The 20,745-nt window shown below is 67.0% G+C and carries 20 protein-coding genes and 1 tRNA gene; 14 read left to right on the top strand and 7 right to left on the bottom strand.

Going from position 1 to position 20,745, the window contains the following annotated elements; genetic code table 11:
- Position 1 precedes the first annotated feature (1 nt).
- Complete coding sequence (serC, locus tag IEQ11_RS10185) at positions 2-1,087, bottom strand: 3-phosphoserine/phosphohydroxythreonine transaminase (protein WP_046656392.1); 1,086 nt, start codon at positions 1,085-1,087, stop codon at positions 2-4.
- Between the two features lie 193 nt (positions 1,088-1,280).
- On the opposite strand from serC, the gene msrP reads away from it, so the two are divergent.
- Together msrP and msrQ are read left to right on the top strand one after the other, a co-directional pair.
- Entirely contained in the window at positions 1,281-2,252 is a 972-nt protein-coding gene (gene msrP, locus IEQ11_RS10180) for a protein-methionine-sulfoxide reductase catalytic subunit MsrP (protein WP_057921421.1), read from the top strand.
- 94 nt (positions 2,253-2,346) lie between these two features.
- The gene (gene msrQ, locus IEQ11_RS10175; RefSeq protein WP_247024839.1) at positions 2,347-2,982 is read left to right on the top strand and encodes a protein-methionine-sulfoxide reductase heme-binding subunit MsrQ; all 636 of its coding nucleotides are present in this window, start codon (positions 2,347-2,349) and stop codon (positions 2,980-2,982) included.
- A 422-nt stretch (positions 2,983-3,404) separates the two neighbouring features.
- Here the strand turns inward: msrQ and IEQ11_RS10170 are convergent, their stop codons facing one another.
- Positions 3,405-4,208: an FHA domain-containing protein gene (locus IEQ11_RS10170; RefSeq protein ID WP_036109735.1), complete on the bottom strand. Its 804-nt coding sequence runs from the start codon at positions 4,206-4,208 to the stop codon at positions 3,405-3,407.
- A gap of 250 nt (positions 4,209-4,458) precedes the next feature.
- Here IEQ11_RS10170 and IEQ11_RS10165 point away from each other — a divergent pair, with 250 nt between their 5' ends.
- A complete protein-coding gene (locus IEQ11_RS10165) occupies positions 4,459-4,734 on the top strand; it encodes a polyhydroxyalkanoic acid system family protein (protein WP_057921419.1) in 276 nt (91 codons plus the stop codon).
- A 378-nt stretch (positions 4,735-5,112) separates the two neighbouring features.
- On the opposite strand, the gene IEQ11_RS10160 is transcribed toward IEQ11_RS10165, so the two are convergent.
- Positions 5,113-5,835, bottom strand: coding sequence for a DUF8198 family protein (locus IEQ11_RS10160; protein ID WP_036109729.1), 723 nt, complete (start codon positions 5,833-5,835; stop codon positions 5,113-5,115).
- Between the two features lie 207 nt (positions 5,836-6,042).
- On the opposite strand from IEQ11_RS10160, the gene IEQ11_RS10155 reads away from it, so the two are divergent.
- The 3 genes from IEQ11_RS10155 (at position 6,043) to IEQ11_RS10145 (ending at position 9,740) form a co-directional block, all read left to right on the top strand.
- Complete coding sequence (locus tag IEQ11_RS10155; RefSeq protein WP_191820961.1) at positions 6,043-7,410, top strand: patatin-like phospholipase family protein; 1,368 nt, start codon at positions 6,043-6,045, stop codon at positions 7,408-7,410.
- Between the two features lie 155 nt (positions 7,411-7,565).
- On the top strand, positions 7,566-8,174 hold the full coding sequence (locus IEQ11_RS10150) for a phasin family protein (RefSeq protein ID WP_046656388.1): 609 nt from the start codon (positions 7,566-7,568) through the stop codon (positions 8,172-8,174).
- A 483-nt stretch (positions 8,175-8,657) separates the two neighbouring features.
- On the top strand, positions 8,658-9,740 hold the full coding sequence (locus IEQ11_RS10145) for a restriction endonuclease (protein WP_191820960.1): 1,083 nt from the start codon (positions 8,658-8,660) through the stop codon (positions 9,738-9,740).
- Between the two features lie 588 nt (positions 9,741-10,328).
- Here IEQ11_RS10145 and IEQ11_RS10140 read toward each other — a convergent pair.
- Positions 10,329-12,317 carry an SDR family oxidoreductase gene (locus IEQ11_RS10140; RefSeq protein WP_036109724.1) on the bottom strand — a complete coding sequence of 663 codons (1,989 nt, stop codon included), beginning with the start codon at positions 12,315-12,317 and terminating at the stop codon, positions 10,329-10,331.
- 151 nt (positions 12,318-12,468) lie between these two features.
- Between IEQ11_RS10140 and IEQ11_RS10135 the strand changes: the two genes are divergently transcribed.
- The 4 genes from IEQ11_RS10135 to IEQ11_RS10120 all read left to right on the top strand — a co-directional run bounded on the left by IEQ11_RS10135 (position 12,469) and on the right by IEQ11_RS10120 (position 14,184).
- Positions 12,469-12,726, top strand: coding sequence for an acyl-CoA-binding protein (locus tag IEQ11_RS10135; RefSeq protein ID WP_046656383.1), 258 nt, complete (start codon positions 12,469-12,471; stop codon positions 12,724-12,726).
- A 30-nt stretch (positions 12,727-12,756) separates the two neighbouring features.
- Positions 12,757-13,383, top strand: a complete 627-nt coding sequence (locus tag IEQ11_RS10130) for a TetR/AcrR family transcriptional regulator (protein ID WP_036109716.1) — start codon at positions 12,757-12,759, stop codon at positions 13,381-13,383.
- Between the two features lie 202 nt (positions 13,384-13,585).
- Positions 13,586-13,786: a hypothetical protein gene (locus IEQ11_RS10125; RefSeq protein ID WP_191820959.1), complete on the top strand. Its 201-nt coding sequence runs from the start codon at positions 13,586-13,588 to the stop codon at positions 13,784-13,786.
- A 206-nt stretch (positions 13,787-13,992) separates the two neighbouring features.
- Complete coding sequence (locus IEQ11_RS10120; RefSeq protein ID WP_191820958.1) at positions 13,993-14,184, top strand: hypothetical protein; 192 nt, start codon at positions 13,993-13,995, stop codon at positions 14,182-14,184.
- Positions 14,185-14,311: 127 nt separating this feature from the next.
- On the opposite strand, the gene IEQ11_RS10115 is transcribed toward IEQ11_RS10120, so the two are convergent.
- Complete coding sequence (locus tag IEQ11_RS10115; RefSeq protein ID WP_148650325.1) at positions 14,312-14,725, bottom strand: hypothetical protein; 414 nt, start codon at positions 14,723-14,725, stop codon at positions 14,312-14,314.
- A 172-nt stretch (positions 14,726-14,897) separates the two neighbouring features.
- Here IEQ11_RS10115 and IEQ11_RS10110 point away from each other — a divergent pair, with 172 nt between their 5' ends.
- The 3 genes from IEQ11_RS10110 (at position 14,898) to arsC (ending at position 17,046) form a co-directional block, all read left to right on the top strand.
- Positions 14,898-15,752 carry a tetratricopeptide repeat protein gene (locus IEQ11_RS10110; RefSeq protein WP_191820957.1) on the top strand — a complete coding sequence of 285 codons (855 nt, stop codon included), beginning with the start codon at positions 14,898-14,900 and terminating at the stop codon, positions 15,750-15,752.
- Between the two features lie 613 nt (positions 15,753-16,365).
- A tRNA-Val gene (locus IEQ11_RS10105) sits at positions 16,366-16,440 on the top strand.
- 240 nt (positions 16,441-16,680) lie between these two features.
- Entirely contained in the window at positions 16,681-17,046 is a 366-nt protein-coding gene (gene arsC, locus IEQ11_RS10100) for an arsenate reductase (glutaredoxin) (protein ID WP_191820956.1), read from the top strand.
- 108 nt (positions 17,047-17,154) lie between these two features.
- On the opposite strand, the gene IEQ11_RS10095 is transcribed toward arsC, so the two are convergent.
- Both IEQ11_RS10095 and IEQ11_RS10090 read right to left on the bottom strand, forming a co-directional pair.
- Positions 17,155-18,777 (bottom strand): FMN-binding glutamate synthase family protein, encoded by a 1,623-nt coding sequence (locus tag IEQ11_RS10095; RefSeq protein WP_191820955.1) that lies wholly within the window; start codon positions 18,775-18,777, stop codon positions 17,155-17,157.
- A 493-nt stretch (positions 18,778-19,270) separates the two neighbouring features.
- Positions 19,271-20,518, bottom strand: coding sequence for a nucleotide sugar dehydrogenase (locus tag IEQ11_RS10090; protein ID WP_425494668.1), 1,248 nt, complete (start codon positions 20,516-20,518; stop codon positions 19,271-19,273).
- Between the two features lie 12 nt (positions 20,519-20,530).
- Between IEQ11_RS10090 and IEQ11_RS25990 the strand changes: the two genes are divergently transcribed.
- The gene (locus tag IEQ11_RS25990; protein ID WP_425494667.1) at positions 20,531-20,632 is read left to right on the top strand and encodes a hypothetical protein; all 102 of its coding nucleotides are present in this window, start codon (positions 20,531-20,533) and stop codon (positions 20,630-20,632) included.
- Positions 20,633-20,745: the final 113 nt, after the last annotated feature.

The raw sequence follows: 20,745 nt of genomic DNA, 5'->3' as shown, positions 1-20,745 counted from the left end.
CTCAACCGTGCCGTTGTTGGAAGTCTTGCATGAAGGACGCCAACGCCTGCACGCCGGCTTCCGGCATCGCGTTGTAGATCGAAGCGCGCATGCCGCCCAGCGCGCGATGGCCCTTGAGCGAGATCAGCCCGGCCGCTTCGGCTTCCTTGAGGAAGGGCTTGTCGAGCGCTTCGTCCTTGAGGAAGAACGGCACGTTCATGCGCGAACGCGCGCCCACCACGACTTCGTTGCGATAGAAGCCGCCGGAGTTGTCGATCACGCCGTACAGCAGCGCCGACTTGCGCGCGTTGCGCTTGGCGAATTCCTCGACGCCGCCTTCGGCCAGCATCCACTTGAACACCAGGCCGGCCAGATACCAGTTGTAGGTCGGCGGCGTATTGAGCATCGACTCGCCCTTGACGTGGGCGCGGTAGTCGAAGATTTCCGCGCGCGGCTGACCGGCGCGTTCGAGCAGTTCGCGCTTGACGATGACCACGCTGACGCCGACCGGGCCGAGGTTCTTCTGCGCGCCGGCATAGATCACGCCGAACTTGGACACGTCCAGCGGCTCGGACACGATCGAGGAACTGAAGTCGGCGACGAGCGGAACGTCGCCGGTGTCGGGAATGTCGCGGAACTCGACGCCGTGGATGGTCTCGTTGGCGGTGTAGTGGACATAGGCCGCGTCCTTGGACAGATTCCAGGTGTCGCGCGCGGGAATGTCGCGGAAGCCGCCCGGCTCGCCGTTGGCGGCCACGTTCGCGTTGACGTAAGGCTTGACCTGCTTCAATGCGGTCTTGCCCCAGTGGCCGCTGACCACGTAGTCGACGGTCTGGCCCGGGTCGGCGAAGTTCAGCGCGATCAGCGCCTGCTGCGCGGTCGCGCCGCCCTGCAGGAACAGCACCGCGTAATCGTCCGGGATCGACATCAGCGTGCGCAGGTTGCGCTCGGCCTCGGCGGCGACCTGGATGAACTCCGGGCCGCGGTGGCTGAGTTCGACGATCGAGGCCCCGGCATTGTTCCACTCCAACAGTTCCGACTGCGCCTGCAGCAAGACCGATTCGGGCAGGGTCGCGGGACCGGCACTAAAGTTGAAGGCGCGGGACATCGGGAGGCTCCGGGGTGTGGGGTGGACCCCAAGTATGCCGCAGTGCAACACCGTGTGTACCTGTCGTTACTCGCGCAACTTTTACCCCGGCAGCTGCCTCTATGTGGGTATGCGGTCTCGTATCACTCAAGCCGCGTCCCGTTCTCGAAGTCCGTCCGCAGATCCCGCTCGTCCCCCGCCCCGGAGCCGTCCCATGTCGTTGCGCCAAGTGCTGAATATCCCCGCTTCCGAAATCACCGACGAGGCGGTCTACCGCGACCGGCGCCGCCTGCTGACCGCGCTGGCCCTGGCCCCGGCGCTGGGCCTGTCCGGCTGCGCCGAGGCCGAGGCCCCGCCGCCGCCGGCCGCCAAGCCGGTCAGCCCCGAGCAGGCCAAGGCCGGATTCCGCACCGACGAAGTGCTCACGCGCTTCGAGGACATCACCAGCTACAACAACTTCTACGAGTTCGGCACCGACAAGGGCGACCCCTCGGCCGCGGCCAAGACCCTGCGCACCAGCCCGTGGACGGTCGCGGTCGGCGGCGCTTGCGCCAAGCCGGGCAAACTGTCGCTGGAGGATCTGATCAAGGGCCTGACCCCGCAGGAGCGCATCTACCGGCTGCGCTGCGTGGAGGGCTGGTCGATGGTGATCCCGTGGCTGGGCGTGCCGCTGGCCGACGTGCTCAAGCGCTTCGAGCCCACGTCCAAGGCCAAGTACGTCGCCTTCACCACCCTGGCCGACCGCAAGCAGATGCCCGGCATCGCCTACGACTCGATCGACTGGCCCTACCGCGAGGGCCTGCGCATCGACGAGGCCATGCACCCGCTGACCCTGCTCGCCACCGGCCTGTACGGCAAATCGCTGCCGCAGCAGAACGGCGCGCCATTGCGGCTGGTGGTGCCGTGGAAATACGGCTTCAAGAGCATCAAGTCGATCATCGCGATCACCTTCGTGGAAAAAATGCCGGTGACCAGTTGGAACCAGCTGCAGCCCAGCGAATATGGCTTCTTCTCCAACGTGAACCCCAACGTCGACCACCCGCGCTGGAGCCAGAAGACCGAGCGCCGCATCGCCGGCACCGGCAGCAAGCTGTTCGCCGACCGCATCGCGACCCGGCTGTACAACGGCTACGCCGATCAGGTCGCCGGGCTGTACACCGGCATGAACCTCAAGACCTGGTTCTGAGATGAGCGATTCGACCCGCACTCCCGGCGGCGACGCCACCACGGCCGCCGCGCGCGCGGCGCGGCCAGTGCCCAAGCGCAAGACGCCCAAGGGCGTGATCGCCGCCAAGGTCGCGGTGCACGCGCTGGCGCTGACGCCCGCGGCGATCCTGGCCTGGCAGATCCGCGAGGAGTTCCTCACCGGCAGCGGCGGCCTGGGCGCCGATCCGATCGCCGAGATCGAGCATCGCCTGGGGCTGTGGGCGCTGCGCCTGCTGCTGATCACCCTGGCGATCACCCCGCTGCGCCAGCTGAGCGGCCAGGCCGTGCTGCTGCGGTTCCGGCGCATGCTGGGGCTGTATGCGTTCTTCTATGCCAGCGCGCATCTGGCCGCGTACCTGCTGCTCGACCTCAAGGGTTATTGGACCCAGATCTTCGAAGAGATCGCCAAGCGGCCGTACATCACCGTGGGTTTCCTGGCGTGGCTGCTGCTGATCCCGCTGGCGCTGACCTCGACCCAGGGCATGATGCGTCGGCTCGGCCGGCTCTGGGGCAAGCTGCATCGGCTGATCTATGCGATCGCGGTGCTGGCGGTGCTGCACTTCTGGTGGCTGGTGAAATCGGACATCCGCGAGCCGCTGCTGTATGCGGCGATTCTGGCGGCGTTGTTGGCCTGGCGGCTGTACAAGCGAGTGGCCGACACACGAAACCGCGCCCATCCAGCCGCCGCGCGCTCGCCGAAGCCCCTGTAGGAGCGGCGCAAGCCGCGACAGCGACATCGCGGTTACGACGCAGGCACAAGGGCGCGGCCGTAACGCCGGCTAGATACGGCAGATACGACGAAGGCGCGGTATCGCGGTCGCGGCTCGCGCCGCTCCTACAGGGAGCGATTGCGACGGCGTTGCGGGTCTGGCGGCTTTACGAGGAGTGGCCGATACACGAAGCCGTGCCCACCCAGCCGCGGCGCGCTCGCCGAAGCCCCTGTAGGAGCGGCGTGAGCCGCGACCACCCGAAGAGGCCGAATACCACTCAACCCGCCGAAGCGAAAACTTCTGACGGCCATTCGTGTTTGGCGATGAGAGTTGCCGGGCGTCGGCTGGGACGCTTGCGTACGTCGCTTCGGTTGGTCGCGGCTCACGCCGCTCCTACAGGGAGCTAACCCAATCCCGTGCGCTCAACGCACGCCGTACAACAGCAACAACCCGAGCAACCCCGCCATCACCACCGCCGCAAGCAGCAACCATGGCATGCGCCGCACCGACGCCGGCAGGGCCGACGGCGGCGGCGGACGGTCTTCGTTCGCGGCCGCTTCCTGGGCCAGTTGCGCCTGCAAGGCCTCGGCCGCGCTGAACTGGCGGGTCGGCGCTTCGATCACGAACCGGTGCTGGCCGTCGAGCAGCAACTGATCGCCCGGCTTGAGCAAGGCATGCCGCACCGGCTGGCCGTTGACCACGCTGCCGTCGACCGAGCCCACGTCGCGCAGCACCACGCCGTCGGCATGCGCCTCCAGGCGGGCGTGGCGGTCGGCGAAGGCCGGCTCGTTGATGCGGATATCGCAGTCGCCGGCGCGGCCGATCACCCGCGGCTGCTCCAGGGTGTAGCAGCGGCCATGGTGGATGCCGCCGACGCCGCGCACGACCATGCGCGAATCGGCCGGAATCTCGACCCCGAACGGCGGCGCCGCTTCGGGCTTGTCCGAGACCAGCAGCAGCTCGACCCCGTCGAGAAAGATCGCATCGCCCGGCCGCAGCATCGCCATGCGCTTCACCGGCCGGCCGTTGACGTGCAGCCCGCGCAGGCCTTCGCGCACCTGCAGCCACACGCCGCGCCGGTCGACGCTGAACTGTGCGATCGCCGCGCCGGCGTCCTCGACCAGGACGGTGCGGCCGGCGGGATCGCGGCCGATCGCATGCACGCCGGGTTTCAGCGGCAGGTCGGCATGTTCGCGGTTGGGATATCGAAGTTTGAGTGCGCTCACCCGGCAGGAATCTAGCAGGTTGTGGGGATAGGCACATCCGGGGTGCGGCGGGGTTACATGAACGATGGTGGGGAGCGGGAACGAGTGCTCAGGAGTAAAGAGTGAATCGGAGCCCCTGCCTTACTCATTCCTCACTCCTGTGCACTCGTTTCTCCCCCGGCGCTCCCCCCGCCCCGCGGACTTGGATGCGCCGCCGCCTGCCCGCACAATACCCGGTTCCAGGGAAACCCAGACTTCGACGAGCCCGACCATGTCCAGTATCGATATCCAACACCCGCACTCGCTGGCTCCGGCCAAGGCCCGCAAGGCCGTCGAAGAAGTCGCCAAGAAGCTCGCCGAACGTTTCGACGTCGAATACGGCTGGGTCGGCGACACCCTCAATTTCAGCCGCAGCGGCGTCGACGGCAAGATCGCGCTGCAGCCCAATCAACTGCATGTGTCGGCCCAGTTGGGCTTTTTGCTCGGCGCTCTGAAGGGGCCGATCGAGTCGGAGATCCGGCGGGTGCTGGAGGAGCGGTTCAAGTAAGGCTGGGAATCGGGAATCGGGAATCGGGAATCGAAGCCTAAGCTCTTGAAGACCCGACGCTCTCTCCAGCACGACCTCTCCAGCACGACGTCTTCTTCAGAACGTCATTCCCGCGAACGCGGGAATCCAGTGCCTTTCGTGCGAGAACGTTTGAAGTCACTGGATTCCCGCGTTCGCGGGAATGACGGTCTGGAGGAATGGCGCTAAAGCCTCAGGATATTCGGCGGCACCGAAGTAAAGCGCAGCCCGCCTTCGCGGGAATGACGTTCTGGAAGAACGCGAACAGGCTCAGCGCTGAGCCCGGCGGCAAGGAGAAGCACAAGCGCCCGACGCGTTCCCGCAACGGACCCGCCGCCCTCGCATCACCCCTCCCCCGCATCACTCCAAATGCGGAAACGGATCGCCATCCTCCTCGAACAAGCGCCGCGCCACCTCGCGCTCGTCTTCTTCGATCTCGGCGATGAACTCGCGCACGTCGCCCAGTTGCGAGAACGCGGCGAAGCCGCGCTCCAGGAACCCCTGCAGTTCCGACAGGCCCGCGGCCTTGGCCGGGCCGCGCGAGAGTTTGAGCAAGGTCATGATGCCCGGCATCCGCAGCGCCTTGCCCAGGCCCAGGCCGACCCGGGCGATCAGGTCGATCTGATGGTCGCGCAGCCGCGGCAGGCCGCAGGCGCGATAGGCCTGCGCGTACAGGCGGCCGTCGAGCTTGCGCCGGCGCGGCGCGATCTCGTGCAGGCACTGGCTGATGCGCAGGTCGAAGGCGTGGGTCAGCAGGCCCAGCTCGATCGCGTCGGCGACGGTGTTCAGCAGCGCGCCCGGCAACAGCCGCTGCATCATCGGCAGGACCTTGGCGATGTCGGCGTCGCGACGGCTGAAGTCGCGGTCGTTATAGACGTCGCTGAGGAAGAACTGCGCCGCCGGGCGTCGGCGCGGGTCGCGCAGGAAGCGGTCGAAGCTGGCCTCCAGCCGCCGCGCCTGCCAACTGCGCAGCTCCGGCAGCCAGCGCAACTGGTTGCGCGGCTCGCGGCGCGGGTCGTGCAGGGCCTGATGGCGGGCCAGCAGGCAGCCCAGTCGTTGGCTGAGGTCGGTCGTTCTGGACATCGTCGGGGATGATCGCCACGTCCGCGCCGTACCGCAAGCGCCGCCCTCCCGGCGACCGACAGCTGAGCCGACAGGCGCATCGAAGGTGCCCGATCGCACCGTATCCAATCCCCTGCTCCGCCCTGCGACCTTGGTCCTAGCCCGCTGGACGCGTGTCCCAGCTGGGCTACACTCGGCCGATTCCGCCCAGGACGTGCCGCCGATCACATGCTGTCACTTCATGCCGCCCAGCATCGGGCGAACCGCAAACGCACGGCCAACGGCTCCTCCCACCCGACAGCGTCCGAAACCGGCAAATACAAGGCCGGCGCGAGCAAAACCGGCACCTCCAAGGCGAGCGCCGCCAAGGTCGCGGCGCCCAGCGCCAAGCCGCGGATCGGCCTGGCCATCGCCGGCGGCGGCCCGATCGGCGGCATGTACGAACTTGGCGCCCTGCGCGCGCTAGACGAAGCCATCGAAGGCCTGGACCTGACCCGGCTGGATTGCTACGTCGGCGTCAGCAGCGGCGCGTTTCTCGCCGCCGGCCTGGCCAATCGCATGGACACCGCCGAGATGTGCCGGATCTTCGTCACCGGCGACAGCGCCGATGTCGAGTTCCGTCCCGAAACCTTCATGCGTCCGGCCTTCCTCGAATACATCAAGCGCGCGGCGAGCTTTCCACGCCTGGCCACCGAATGGTGGCGCGAGCTGCTGTTCTCGCCGCTGGAAGCGCGCTGGTCGGACCTGATCACCCGCTTCGGCGGGCTGATCCCCAACGGCCTGTTCGACAACGCCCAGGTCGAGCTGTTCCTGCGCGAAGTGTTCACCCGCCGCGGCCGCAGCAACGATTTCCGCGAACTCGACGCCGACCTGTACGTGGTCGCGGTCGACATCGACAGCGGCGACGCGGTGCGCTTCGGCGGCGACAACTGGAACGACGTGCCGATCTCGCAGGCGGTCCAGGCCAGCGCCGCGCTGCCCGGGCTGTACCCGCCGGTGCAGATCCGCGGCCGCCACTTCGTCGACGGCGCGCTGCGCCGGACCATGCACGCCTCGGTGGTGCTCGAACGCGGCATCGACCTGCTGATCGGGATCAATCCGCTGGTGCCGTTCAATCACGCCCAGGGCGTGCCGGTGGCCGAGGACAACAGCCTCGCCGCGGGCGGCCTGCCGGCGGTGCTGTCGCAGACCTTCCGCACCCTGCTGCAATCGCGCATGCAGGTCGGGCTGGCGCGTTACGCCCAGCAATACCCGGACGTCGACCAGTTGGTGTTCGAACCCAACGCCGAAGACCGCGAGCTGTTCTTCACCAACGCCTTCAGTTTCTCGGCGCGCAAGCGCATCTGCGAGATCGCCTACCGCAACACCCTGGCCGACCTGCGCCTGCGCGCGGACACGCTGGGGCCGATGCTGGCCGCGCACGGCCTGCGCCTGCGCGAGGACGTGCTGGCCGATACCGAGCGCTCGATCCTCGACGGGATCGAGCCGCCGCAGCGCGATACCGAGACCACGGCGCGGCTGCGGCGGGCGCTGGACGATGTGGATCTGCTGGTGGCCGGCAATGCCGGCGCCGCGCGCAAGGCGCGTCGGGCTTAGAGCAGGAATGAGTTCACAGGAGTGAGAAACGAGTCGATACGACCGCTTTACTCGCTTCTCACTCCTGCGAACTCGTTCCTCGCCCTGTGGTGTGAATACTCTAGACAGCACCGCCATGGTGGGGGCACAGCACTAACCCCAACTACAGGATGTCCATGGCCGCCAAGTTCAAGAAGACCGCGAAGAAGACTTCCGGCAAGACCAGCAACACCGCCGGCAAGGGCAGCGCGCAGGAACAGGCCGAGCGCCTGTCCAAGACGCTGAGCGAGTCCGCGCAGCAGATCTGGCTGGCCGGCGTCGGCGCGTTCGGTCGCGCCCAGGCCGAGGGCACCAAGCTGTTCGAAGGCCTGGTCAAGGAAGGTCTCAACCTCGAGCAGACCGCGCGCAAGTTCACCGGCGGCCAGGCCAGCGTGTTGCGCGATGCGGTCGAGTCCAAGGTCGGCCAGGCGCGCGAACGCGCCACCGACACCTGGGACCGTCTGGAAAAGGTGTTCGAAGAACGCGTCCAGCGCGCGCTGGTCAAGCTCGGCGTGCCGGGCCGCGACGATCTGGCCGGCCTGAGCGATCGCGTCGATGCGCTGACCGCCGAGCTGCGTCGCCAGGGCGGCGCCCCGGCCGCGCGCAAGGCCGCCAAGGCACCGGCAGCGAAGGCACCGGCCAAGAAGGCCGCCGCGCCGCGCAAGGCCGCGGCCAAGTCGGCCGCCAAGCCGGCCAAGGCCGCGCGCAAGTCGATCGCGCGTCCCAAGCCGCCGGTCGCACCGTAAGCGATTCACAACGGGTATTGGTACATGCTCAGCAGTAGCAAGTCTTAGCAGTAACGACGCTCAACCGTTGCAGCAACCCGGCAGTTCGCAATACCGCCCGATCGCAGTTCCTCGCAGCCCTGCATCGGCTGCGAACCGGTTTCACCGCGTCGCCGCGCATCGGCGACGCGACGTTTAAGCCCGCCAGTCCGCGCTTCCGTATGCTCCCCTCCCCTTACGGTTTCGGACTGGCGGGCTTTCTTATTGCCGCCGCCGCGCGCGGACACGCGACGGCCTCGCAAAGACACTGCACGCCGACTTTCCGTGCCCTGGCCGTGACTTCCCGGCAGTCGCAAACGTCGCTTCACAGACCCGCATCTGGGACGTTGAATCAATAACGGCTGATGACGGACACATCGAATTCGCGAAACACGTCTCAATTTTCGTGAATTTCATGTGTATGAAGCCGTATATCCTCAGCGTCTTTTATGGGCTTCGTGCTGCATGTCGAGTTTCTCCCTGTGGTCCGCCGCCGCCGTCGCACTGACGATCGGCCTGGCGTCCACCGCCTACCTTTGGTCGTATCGCCGCCATCGCACTGAGGTCAGCACCGGCATCGCCGGTCTGTCCAAGATGCGCTGGCGCGAATTCGCGCGCCTGATCGTCGAGGCCTTGCGCGAACGCGGTTTCGAGGCCGAATCGGTGGAGGAATCGCTGGCCCGCGGCACCCAGGCCGAGCTGCGCCTGCTACGCGCCGGCAAGCCCTGGCTGCTGGCCTGCAAGCTCGGCGACGCGGATTACAAAGTCTCCGCCGCGACCGTGGCCGAACTGGCCGACGCGGTGCGCTTCAACGGCGCCGCCGGCGGCCTGCTGGTCACCACCGGCCGGTTCGACAGCCACTCCGAACGCGTCGCCGACGGCCTGGACCTGTACAGCGGCGAGACGCTGTGGGAACTGGTCGAACCGCAGTTGCCGGCCTCGACCCGGCACGAAGTCATCGCCGCCGCGCAGAAGCGCAGCATCCAGACCATCGTCGCGGCATGGGCCGGGGCGATCGCGCTGGCCCTGATCGTGGGCTTCGTGGTGCCGCTGCTGAGCTCACGCGCTCCGGCCGAACCAGTACCGGCCGCGACTCACACGGCTCCGGCCACGCCCAACGACACCGCGCCGACTCGCGCACCGGTGAATCCGACAGCTGCGGCGCCGGCGCCGGCGCCCGCGCCTGCACCCACTGCGCCCCCCGCCGTCGAACCCGCCGCGCCCGCGGCCAATACCGGCGAGACCGTTCCAGCCGCGACTCCGGCGCCCACCACAGCGACGCCGGCAAACGCCGCATCGGGCAATCCTTCCGCCGATCGCGCTCATGTCATCCGCGCCATCGCGACCCTGGACGGGGTCGAACGCGCGCTGTGGTCGACGCCGTCGAATCTGCTGATCTATCGCTTGACCGAGGCCAGCAAACAGGACGTCGACCGTATCTGCCAGGTGCTCGACGGCTATCCGGAATTACGCTCCTCGCGCGTGCAGCTGCAGCCGCCGCCGGGCAGCACGACGCGGGTGCGGTTCTTCCAGTGTCGGGCGTACTAAATCGCGCGTATCGAGTTCGACCGGTTTGCTGGGTTCGGCCAATTCCGTGCATTGACGCCGCATTCGTCTGGCAATCAGAAATCGCTTCGACAGCCTGCTGCGTCATCCCTCCGACGCCCGAACGCTCAATGTAGGAGCGGCGCAAGCCGCGACCGCGAAACCCGCTTGCGACGCAAGCCTTGGATGAGATACGCGGCTTAGGCCGCAGCGATCGCGCGCGCGCTCACGGCACGCATGCGCCCTGCCCGGCGCCACAAGCACGATTGCGCGCCGGCAAAACGAGCCACTACGCAACCTCGAAGTCTCCCCCCTTTGAAAAAGCGGGGCCGGAGGGATTTGCTCTTAGCTGGAATCGCGCGAAGGCAAAAGCAAAAGCAAATCCCCCCGGCCCCCTTTTTCAAAGGGGGGGGAACATCTCGAAGGATCGCAGGGTCGAGCCGCTGCGCGGCTTCGGCCGAATGGGAAAGTCGCGCGACCGCAAAAGGCCGCGCGATCGAAATCCGCGGGGCATCCACCGTCCGGCTTCCACCAAGGAAGCCGAACGCATGCCCTTACCGCAGCGGACTCAAGCGGACATCCGCCGCGAACTCACCAATGCACGCCACGCATCAACGCCGCGAACGCGATCTGCTCGTTGCTCGCGTGTTCGTCCTTGAGCCCCTTGCGATCGCCCTTGGCGGCGGCCGAATCGGGGAACAGTTCGAACGCGGTGCTCATCACCACCTCGTAGGCCTTGGGCGCCAGCGCGTTGACCACCGAGGCGAAGATGCCCAGGCGGGTGGCGATGCGGCTGGGCTTTTCGATGATGCCCTTGACCACCAGATCGGCGGCCTCGTCCGGGCTCAGGGTCGGGATGCTGTCGTACATCTTGGTCGGCGCGATCATCGGGGTCTTCACCAACGGCATATTGATCGTGGTGAAGCTGATGCCCTTGCCCGACAGTTCGCCCTGGGCGCAGCGGCTGAACGCGTCCAGCGCCGCTTTCGACGCCACGTACGCCGAGAACCGCGGCGAATTGGCCAGCACGCCGATCGAGCTGATGTTGATGATGTGGCCCTTGCGGCGCTCGGTCATCTTCGGCATGAAGCCCATGATCAGACGCAGGCTGCCGAAATAATTCAGCTGCATGGTGCGTTCGAAATCGTGGAAGCGGTCGTAGCTCAGTTCGATCGAACGGCGGATCGAGCGGCCGGCGTTGTTGACCAGGATGTCGACGTGGCCGTGCTCGGTCAGGATCTGCTTGACCAGGCGGTCGCAGTCGGCCATGTCGGCCAGATCGGCGGTGTAGGCGAAAACCTTGCCGCCCTGCGCCTTCATCGCGTCGCGCGCCTTGAACAACTCGTCCTCGCCGCGCGCGACGATGACCGTGACCGCGCCGGCCGCGGCGACCTTCTCCGCGGTCGCAAGGCCAATGCCCGAGGAACCGCCGGTGATCACCACGACCTTGTTGCGGACCTTGCCCTTGAGGGTGCGGTCGATGAACAGGTCCGGGTCCAGATGGCGTTCCCAGTAGTCCCACAGCCGCCAGGCGTAGCTGTCCAGGTTCGGCACCTTGATCCCGCTGCCGCGCAGCGCGCGTTCGGTTTCGCGGTTGTCGAAACGGGTCGGATAGGTGATGAACTTCATGACCTCCTTGGGGATCTTGAAGTCGCGCAGCAACATGCCGATGAAGCGCTTGACCGGCGGCAGGTTGGTCACCGCGCCGCGGATGCCGGCCGGGACGAAGGCGAACATGCGCGCATCGATGCGCATGGTCATCTCCGGCGTGTGGCCGGCGCGGGCGAAGGTGTTGAGCACCTCGCCGACGCGCTGCGGCTCCGGATCGGTCAGATGGAAACAGTGGCCGTCGAGCTTGGGCTTGTGCGCGATGTGGTCCATCGCGTCGACCACGTAGTCGACCGGGATGATGTTGATGCGGCCGCCTTCCAGGCCGAGCATCGGCATCCACGGCGGCAGCATTTCGCGCAGCTTCTTGAGGAAGGTGAAGAAGTAGTACGGGCCGTCGATCTTGTCCATCTCGCCGGTCTGCGAGTGGCCGACCACCATGCCCGGGCGGTAGATCCGCCACTTGATCCGCTTCTCGTTGCGGACCAGGCCCTCGGAATCGTGCTTGGTGCGCAGGTAGGGATCGTCCAGGCCCTCGGCCTCGTCGAACATGTCCTCGCGGAAAACGCCCGAGTACAGGCCGGCGGCGGCGATCGAGCTGGTGTGGTGGAAGCAGCCGGCGTTGAGCGCGGCGGCCAGGTCCAGCGCGTGCTGGGTGCCGTCGATGTTGGCCTCGCGCTGCGCGGCGGCGCTGGCGGTGAGGTCGTAGATCGCGGCGAGATGGAAGAAATGCTTGATTTTTCCGCTCAACGCGCGGATCTGCGCGGCGGTCAGGCCGCACTTGGCCTGGGTCATGTCGCCCGCGACCGGAATCACGCGCTTGAGATCCCAGCCCATCTTCTTGGCTGTGGCGTCGAACTTCTTTTGCGAATCCTTGCGCACCAGCACGTGGATCGTGCCCTTGCGTTTCAGGAGATTACTGACAAGGAAGCGACCGATGAAACCTGTCGCGCCGGTGACGAAATAGCTCATACCCCTCTCCTGGATGGCCGATCGGCCGCCACGTGCGGCGGCGAGCCTCTACGGTGCCAGAGCCCACGCCGAGTAACAATTCCTTTCCGTATTGACCGGTCCTGAGGGCGCATGCTGTGATGCCGCCTCAGCCCGGCGCCAGGAGAAGCCCGTGTCCGATATTCAATCCGCATTCGAACAAGCCGCAAAAGACGTCCAGGCCCTGCCCGAGCGCCCGGACAACGACACCCTGCTGCGCCTGTACGCGCTGTACAAGCAGGGCGCCGACGGCGACGTCAGCGGCCCCAAGCCGGGGTTCTTCGATTTCGTCGGCACGGCCAAGTACGAGGCCTGGGAAAAGCTCAAGGGCACCAGCCAGGACGAGGCGAAGAAGAAATACGTCGACATGGTCAAGAAGCTGCGCGGCTAAGCCGCGCCGCCTCCGGACCCGGCCCGCTCAATGGCGAAACAGACCCGCCAGCGCATCCTCGATGCCGCGTTGACCATGTTCAACGCGCAAGGCGAGCCCAATGTAACCACCAACCATATCGCCGACGAGCTGGAGATCAGCCCGGGCAATCTGTACTACCACTTCCGCAACAAGGACGACATCATCGAGCAGCTGTTCGCGCGCTACGAAGAGCGCATGGACATCGCGCTCGCCGCGCCGCAGGGCCGCCTGCCGGGGCTCGAGGACATCTGGCTGCAGCTGCACCTGGTGTTCGAGTGCATCTGGGACTACCGCTTCCTGTACCGCGATCTGGTCGAGATCCTCAGCCGCAACCGCCGCCTGCGCCTGCGCTTCGCGCGCATCCTCAAGCGCGCCGATGAACAGGCGCACATGGTCATGCGCGGGCTGTCGCAGGCCGGGGTCATGCGCGCGTCCGGGGACGAACTGGCCGCGACCGCGACCAACGTGCTGGTGATCGCGACCTTCTGGCTCAACTACGCCGCCGCGCGCGGCGACAAGGACGAGCACGCCGCGATCCGCGACGGCATCGTCCAGGTGATGATGCTGCTGGCGCCGTTCCTGCGCGACGCCGAGCGGATGCATCTCAATACGCTGATCCGGGCTTACCTGGACTGATCGTATCGGCGCGCATGCGCAACGCTCTGCTTCGGCGCATCAAAAATCCCGGCGGCACGCCGTCCTGGCGGCGCGGTTGCGCGATAGCGATCACGGTTGGCGCGCCTGCGCCGCCGATCCAGCAACGCTGACAGCCACTCGCGCTAGCCTGGGCACGCCCACCGCGCCGCGGCGGGCTGCCAACCACACAAGGAAGCGACCTATGCGCGCCATCGCCGACAAACTGCCGTTGTTCGCCGTGCTTGCCGTCTGCCTGTCCTACGCCTCGATCGCCGACGCGGCCGGCTGCGACGTCAATCAATGCCAGCGGGTCTACAACTACTGCATCAGCACCCTGGGCGACGTGCCGGTCTGCGAGGTACGCCGGCAGCGTTGCGAGGAACTGTGCGGTTTCAACAAGTAATCCCGGGCAATCCGCGGTTCGCGGCGACGCGCGGCACGACGATCGCCGCGATCGCAGCGGGTGAACCGTCGTGGCCGGCCGCAACCTGCGCAGGCCGGTCCACCCGGCGCGCATGACGGCCAATCGACGGCGCGCGCCGGGCACGGCCTTGGGCCACACGCCCCGCCGCTCACGCCCCACCGACATCCAACGAAAAGGAGTTCCGCATGAACATCGCCCGTACCCGCACCGCCCTGCTCGCCGCGCTCGCCCTGCTGGCCTGTTCCAGCGTTGTCTACGCGCAGTGCCGGCCGAACGATTGCATCAACGCGCGCGACGAGTGCCGCGCCAGCGGCGGCAGCCATTGCGAGCTCGCGTACTACGACTGCCTGTACGCCAACGGCTGCGATATCCCGTAACGGGTCGAGGACACCGTCGGCGCGGAGGGCCGGCGACGATCCTCATCGCCCAGGGCGGGAAACGACAAGGGGCGCCATCGGCGCCCCTTGTTTCGATCTGCCGCCGCGGTCGCGAGGACCGGGCCGCTCAGGCCTTGCGCGCGCGGCGCGCGGCCGGCTTGCGCACGACGCGGCGCGACTGCGGCTTGGCCTTCGCCGCCGGCTTGCGCGACTTGCGCTGGCCGCGGCCCTTGCCGTCCTTCTTCAGGCCCAGCTTGTCGAGCACCGGGGCCAGACGCGCCTCGACGTCGGCGCTGAACTTCACCACCTTGGGCTCGACCTGATCGCGCACGGTCTCGATGCCGCCGCGCACATTGCTGCGCGCATCCACGGCCAGATCGCGTACCCGCTGCTGCAGCGACTGCACGCTGCCGGCGGCGCGGCCGGCCGAGGCGATCGCCTCGCGGCGCGCGATCACGGCCAGGCCCAGACCGGCCAGCCAAAAATGACGCAGCGTGGTTTCGCTCGCCGCCGCCTGCTTCTTGCGTTTCACAGCTGCCATCGTTTGCTCCGCTGACCGCCCGGGACTGGGCGGTTTCACCAGGCCACTGTGGCCGCGCCCCATCGAGCAATCACACTAAGCGCTTCAGCCGGGCAACAGCTTCGCGCTGCCCCTTGCCATCGCGCGGCCGCGGCGGGATGCTGCCTTCCCGACCTGTCGACAAGGACCGCAGATGGCCGCCAAAACCGCTTGGGCCGCCTTTCCCCACGATGCCAAGGGCTACGCCTACGCCGGCGACGCCCTCAAGAAAGCCTGGCCCAAGCTGCACGCGGGCGATGCCGAGCCCTACCCCGACGCCAAGCGCGCCGCCGCGCTGATCAAGGCCGCCGGCAAGGCCGCGCCCAAGGGCCTGGACGCCGACGCGCTCGCCACCGCGCTGCAGGACGCCTGGCGCGCGTTCCATCGCGGCGATTTCAAGGCCGCGTTCGATGCCGGTCAGGCGCTCGGTCCGGCCGGCGCCTCGGTCGCGGTCAAGGCCCTGGGCATCCACGCGACCTACCTGGTCGACGACGAAGCCGAACAGCTCAAGCGCTACGAACAAGCCGCCAAGCTGGCTGAAGCCGCGGTCGCGGCGCTGCCCGACGAAGCCAACAGCCACTATCGCCACGCCTTCGCGCTGGGCCGCTACAGCCAGGGCATCAGCATCGCCAAGGCGCTCAAGGCCGGCATCGCCGGCAAGGTACGCAGCGCGCTCGACACCACCCTGGAACTCGAACCCAAGCATGCCGAAGCGCATACCGCGATGGCGCTGTATCACGCCGAGATCATCAACAAGATCGGCGGCATGATCGGCGGGCTGACTTACGGCGCCAAGGCCGCCGAAGCGGAAAAGCACATCAAGAACGCGGTCAAGCTGACCCCCGATTCGCCGATCGCCCACATCGAACACGGCAACGTGCTGATGCTGTTGCACGGCGACAAGCAGGAAGCGGCGGCGGCCGCGGCGTACGAAAAAGCCGCCAAGCTCAAGCCGCTCGATGCGATGGAAGCGCTCGATGCGGCGTACGCGAAGGAACAGCTGGAATGATCGCGGCGCGGTAAACGCAAACGCGCGCACGCGAGACGCTCGCGTTCGCACAAGCTGCGCGTGCTGACAACCGGCGGGCCGCGATCGACGCGGCCTGCCGCCGCATTGCGCCAAAGCCGCCCGAATCGGGGCGCGTCCCTCGCCCGGCCCGTACGCCCGACCTCTCGCGGGCATCGTCGTTGCACCAACCGCGCCCATCACGCCTCGCTGCACGACCACGCCTGGGGCGGACGGCAGACATCGGGCGACCGCGCATCTTCGATGTCCACCACGAAGCGTTCGCCGACTTCCGCGAGGAATGGGGAAGGGCCGAGGCATCGACAGCTACGCCTCGTTCCTCGGCAAGGGCAAGCGCGCAGCCGCCTTCAAGCGCGAACGGATCAGATGGACGAGGTCAAAGCCATCAGAGGCACACCCCACCCATTTCGCCTGTCACGACGACTGAGCGCTGGATCCGCAGGCGACGCCCAGACCCAATCCCCAATCCCCAATCCCGCCCGATTCCCGATTCCCGATTCCCGATTCCCAAATCCCAAATCCCGAATCCCGAATCCCGAACAAGGCTTGCCTGTTCCCCGCAGGCCCATTAGAATCTGCGGCCCGATTCAACATCGGGCGGTTAGCTCAGCGGTAGAGCATCGCCTTCACACGGCGAGGGTCGCAGGTTCGAACCCTGCACCGCCCACCAGTTTCACGGAAAGGCCGGCGAAAGCCGGCTTTTTTCGTTTCGGGCGGTGCCGTTCGAGACGGCTGGGCGACTGTCGACACGCACGCCGCGAACGGATTGCCGGCGCCGCGCCGTCTGGACGGGATCACCGCAAGCCCGGGCCCGACCGAATACGCCAGCCCGCGGCCCCCGACGGCACCCGCGCCGCGAACACCTCATCGGCCGTCCCCGCACCGCCGAAACCGCACAGGAGATCGCTGGATGACCGACGCCCATCTCGCCCCGACCCGGCTGTACCACAACCCGCGCTGCTCCAAATCGCGCGGCGCGCTGGAACTGCTGCACGCACGCGGCCTGCAGCCGGCGATCGTCGCCTACCTGGACTCCCCGCCCGACGCGGCGCAATTGCGCGACCTGCTCGCGCTGCTGGGTTTGCCCGCGCGCGAGCTGCTGCGCACTGGCGAGGACGAGTACCGTCAGCTGGGCCTGGACGACACTAGCCTCGATGACGAGGCGCTGATCGCCGCGATGGCCGAGCATCCGCGCCTGATCGAACGGCCGATCTTCGTGCACGGCGGCCGCGCGGTGATCGGGCGGCCGCCGGAACGGGTGCTCGAACTGCTCTGAAGCCGGCGAACGACGCCAGTTCGCGTCAGCGGCACCCGCCGCCGCGTATCGCGATCCAGCCCGAAAGGCTCCGGAAGATTCCCGTCTTATCCCAGGCCGCAACCGCGATCAGAACGACTTGCTCGCCCGCATCGCCAGCAAGCGCTCCGGCGCGGCGAACGAATCGCTGCGCGCGTTCGCCCAGAACGACTTGAACACCGCGTGGTCGGGCACCTTGCCGAGCAGGTCGCCGGGCGCGAGGAAGTTGTACAGCGCGCCCAGCGAGCGCACTTCGGTCGGCGACACCCGGCGCAGGATGTGCTCGGGGCCGATTTCGCCGGGATGGCTCAGGCCGGCGGCGCACAGCAGATCGCGCAGGGCCTTGAGCGTGTTGTCGTGGAAATGGAACACGCGGGTCGACTTGTCCGGCACGTCGAGCTTGCGCCAGCGGCTCGGGTCCTGGGTGGCGATGCCGGTCGGGCAACGGTCGGTGTGGCAGCTCTGCGCCTGGATGCAGCCCAGCGCGAACATGTAGCCGCGCCCCGCGTTGCACCAGTCCGCGCCCATCGCCAGGGTGCGGGCGATATCGAACGCGCTGGTCACCCGCCCGGCCGCGCCGATGCGGATCTTGTCGCGCAGTTCCAACCCGACCAGGGTGTTGTGGACCAGCATCAGCGCCTCGTGCATCGGCACGCCGACGTGGTCGATGAACTCCGCCGGCGCCGCGCCGGTGCCGCCTTCGGCGCCGTCGACGACGATGAAATCCGGCAGCACCCCGGTTTCCTGCATCGCCTTGGCGATGCCGAACCATTCCCAGGGATGGCCGATGGCGAGCTTGAAACCGGTCGGCTTGCCGCCGGACAACTCGCGCAACCTGGCGACGAACTGCAGCAGCCCCTGCGGCGAATTGAACGCGGTGTGCGCGGCCGGCGATACGCAGTCCTGGCCCATCGGCACGCCGCGGGTCGCCGAGATTTCGGCGCTGACCTTGGCCGCCGGCAACACCCCGCCGTGGCCGGGCTTGGCGCCTTGCGACAGCTTGATCTCGATCATCTTGACCTGCGCATCGCGCGCGTTGGCGATGAAACGTTCTTCGCTGAACATGCCCTTGTCGTCGCGGCAACCGAAGTAGCCCGAGCCGATTTCCCAGACCAGATCGCCGCCGTTTTCGCGGTGATACGGCGAAATCGAGCCTTCGCCGGTGTCGTGATAGAAGTTGCCGAGCTTGGCGCCCTTGTTCAAGGCGCGGATCGCGTTGGCCGAGAGCGAGCCGAAGCTCATCGCCGAGATGTTGAACACGCTGGCCGAATACGGCTGCGCGCTGTTCTCGCCGATCACCACGCGGAAATCGTGCGAGAGGTGCGCGGTCGGCGCGAGCGAATGGTTGATCCATTCGTAGTCCAGGCTGTAGACATCGGCCTGGCTGCCGAACGGGCGCACGTCGTTGACCGACTTGGAGCGCTGATAGACCAGCGCGCGCTGCTGGCGCGAGAACGGCACCTCGGCGGTATCGGCCTCGATGAAGTACTGGCGCATCTCCGGGCCGATCGATTCCAGGCCGTAACGAAAATGCGCGAGCACCGGATAATTGCGGCGCAGGGTGCTGCGGGTCTGCAGCAGGTCGACCGTGCCCAGGGCGGCGATGGCGCCGAACACGGCCACGCCCCACCACCAATCGACGTGGTGGGTAAACACCAGCACGATGGAAATCAGGGTCAGGATCACACTGGCGAGGTAAGCGGCGTAGCGCATGGCGATCGGAATGGGTTCACGAGCTGAGGCCGAGCATACCCTTGCGGGGGTGGATTGGCTGTACGGGGGTGGGTGGCTGGCCCGCAACGGCAAACGATGCCTCCCTTTCCTACCGTCATTTCCGCGCAGGCGGGCTCCGCCCTGCTTCGGCGCAGGCGAATATCCATTGTCTTTCGTGCGAGAACGGTTGAAGTCGCTGGATATTCGGCTGCGACGAAGCAAAGCGGTTCGTAACAGCAAGCATCGACGCCCTCTCCTACCGTCATTCCCGCGCAGGCGGGAATCCAGTGCCTTTCGTGCAAGAACGCTTGAAGTCACTGGATTCCCGCGTTCGCGGGAATGACGACCTGAAAGATTGCGCTGAAGTCTCTGGACTCCCGCCTTCGCGGGAATGACGAGCTTTAAAGATGAAACTGAAGTCACTTGATATTCGGCTACGCCGAAGTGAAGCAGAGCCCGCCTTCACGGGAATAAGGGTGTAAAAAAGACGCCACTAAAGCCGCGCATCCACCTCATCGCGCGGATACAGACTCTTGATGTCGTACAACAACGCGCCCGGCTTGCCGTAAGCGCGCGCGCCGCCCGCGCCGAGCGCGCGGAACTGTTCGTGCGCCACCGCCAGCACGATCGCGTCGTAGGCGCCGGCCTGCGGGTGTTCGACCATGCTCACGCCGTACTCTCGCCGCGCTTCCTCGTGGTTGGCCCAGGGGTCGTGGATGTCGACCTGCGCGCGGTACTCGCCGAATTCGCGCGCCAGATCGACCACGCGAGTGTTGCGCAGGTCGGCGCAGTTTTCCTTGAAGGTGATGCCCAGGATCAGGATCCGCGCGCCGGCCACCGCGGTGCCGCGCTGGATCATCCGCTTGACCACTTCACCGGCGACGTGGCTGCCCATCGAATCGTTGATGCGCCGGCAGGCGAGCAGGATGTCGGGGTAATAGCCGGCGCTCTGCGCTTTCTGGATCAGGTAGTACGGGTCCACGCCGATGCAATGGCCGCCGACCAGGCCCGGCCGGAACGGCAGGAAGTTCCACTTGCTGCCGGCCGCTTCTAGCACTTCGGTGGTGTCGATGCCGAGCCTTTGGAAGATCAGCGCGAACTCGTTGATCAAGGCGATATTGGCATCGCGCTGAGTGTTCTCGATGACCTTGGCCGCCTCGGCCACGCGCAGGCTGGAGGCCTTGTGGGTGCCGGCCGGAATGATGCTGCGGTACAAGGCGTCGACCCGGTCGGCGGTCGCGGGATTCGAGCCGGAGGTCACCTTCGGAATATCGACCAGACGACGCTTGCGATCGCCCGGGTTGATGCGCTCGGGGCTGTAGCCGACGAAGAAATCCTCGTTGCAGCGCAGGCCGGAGACGCGCTCGAGTTCGGGAATGCAGATTTCCTCGGTCGCGCCGGGGTATACGGTCGATTCGTAGATCACCGTGTCGCCGGGTTCGAGCAAGCCCGCCAGCGCGCGGCTGGCCTCGATCAGCGGGGTGAAATCGGGCCGTTTGTGTTCGTCGATCGGGGTCGGCACGGTGATCACGTATACGTCGCGATCGGTCAGGTCCTCGATGCTCGCGCTGAAACGCAGCCGGGTCGCGGCGGCGATCTCCTCGGGATCGTTCTCGCGATGATGATCCTCGCCGACGCTGAGCTGGGCCACGCGCACGGCGTTGATGTCGTAGCCGACCGTGTCGTACTGCTTGCCGAACTCCAGCGCCAGCGGCAGGCCGACATAGCCCAGGCCGATCACGCCGATGCGCGCTTGCGCGATGCCGGCTTGAGCGGTGCTGGCTTGAGCGGTGCTCGCTTGCGCGGTGCGCGCTTCCGCAATGGTGTCGCCGTGCTGTGTCATGCCCTGCCCTGATGTCGGGATCGGGCGCCGGGGCGGCCGGACCCCCGGTGCGGGGATTCTAGGCAGCCGCGTCGCGCACTGGCAAATACCGGCGGCGCAGTTCGCCCAGGCTCGCGCCCTGTCCG

It is taken from the genome of Lysobacter capsici (assembly GCF_014779555.2).
GTDB lineage: Bacteria > Pseudomonadota > Gammaproteobacteria > Xanthomonadales > Xanthomonadaceae > Lysobacter > Lysobacter capsici.
Note: the sequence above shows the minus strand (reverse complement) of the source record. Positions and strands in the feature narration are given on the sequence as shown.

Excerpts from the sequence above, each read along its gene's own strand:
- serC (WP_046656392.1), bottom strand. The coding sequence starts at position 1,087 with ATGTCCCGCGCCTTCAACTTTAGTGCCGGTCCCGCGACCCTGCCCGAA.
- IEQ11_RS10140 (WP_036109724.1), bottom strand. The coding sequence starts at position 12,317 with ATGAGCTATTTCGTCACCGGCGCGACAGGTTTCATCGGTCGCTTCCTT.
- IEQ11_RS10150 (WP_046656388.1), top strand. The coding sequence starts at position 7,566 with ATGGCCGCCAAGTTCAAGAAGACCGCGAAGAAGACTTCCGGCAAGACC.
- IEQ11_RS10095 (WP_191820955.1), bottom strand. The coding sequence starts at position 18,777 with ATGCGCTACGCCGCTTACCTCGCCAGTGTGATCCTGACCCTGATTTCC.
- arsC (WP_191820956.1), top strand. The coding sequence starts at position 16,681 with ATGACCGACGCCCATCTCGCCCCGACCCGGCTGTACCACAACCCGCGC.
- IEQ11_RS10145 (WP_191820960.1), top strand. The coding sequence starts at position 8,658 with ATGTCGAGTTTCTCCCTGTGGTCCGCCGCCGCCGTCGCACTGACGATC.
- IEQ11_RS10120 (WP_191820958.1), top strand. The coding sequence starts at position 13,993 with ATGAACATCGCCCGTACCCGCACCGCCCTGCTCGCCGCGCTCGCCCTG.
- IEQ11_RS10115 (WP_148650325.1), bottom strand. The coding sequence starts at position 14,725 with ATGGCAGCTGTGAAACGCAAGAAGCAGGCGGCGGCGAGCGAAACCACG.
- IEQ11_RS10110 (WP_191820957.1), top strand. The coding sequence starts at position 14,898 with ATGGCCGCCAAAACCGCTTGGGCCGCCTTTCCCCACGATGCCAAGGGC.
- IEQ11_RS10130 (WP_036109716.1), top strand. The coding sequence starts at position 12,757 with ATGGCGAAACAGACCCGCCAGCGCATCCTCGATGCCGCGTTGACCATG.
- msrP (WP_057921421.1), top strand. The coding sequence starts at position 1,281 with ATGTCGTTGCGCCAAGTGCTGAATATCCCCGCTTCCGAAATCACCGAC.
- IEQ11_RS10155 (WP_191820961.1), top strand. The coding sequence starts at position 6,043 with ATGCTGTCACTTCATGCCGCCCAGCATCGGGCGAACCGCAAACGCACG.
- IEQ11_RS10125 (WP_191820959.1), top strand. The coding sequence starts at position 13,586 with ATGCGCGCCATCGCCGACAAACTGCCGTTGTTCGCCGTGCTTGCCGTC.
- IEQ11_RS10165 (WP_057921419.1), top strand. The coding sequence starts at position 4,459 with ATGTCCAGTATCGATATCCAACACCCGCACTCGCTGGCTCCGGCCAAG.
- IEQ11_RS10160 (WP_036109729.1), bottom strand. The coding sequence starts at position 5,835 with ATGTCCAGAACGACCGACCTCAGCCAACGACTGGGCTGCCTGCTGGCC.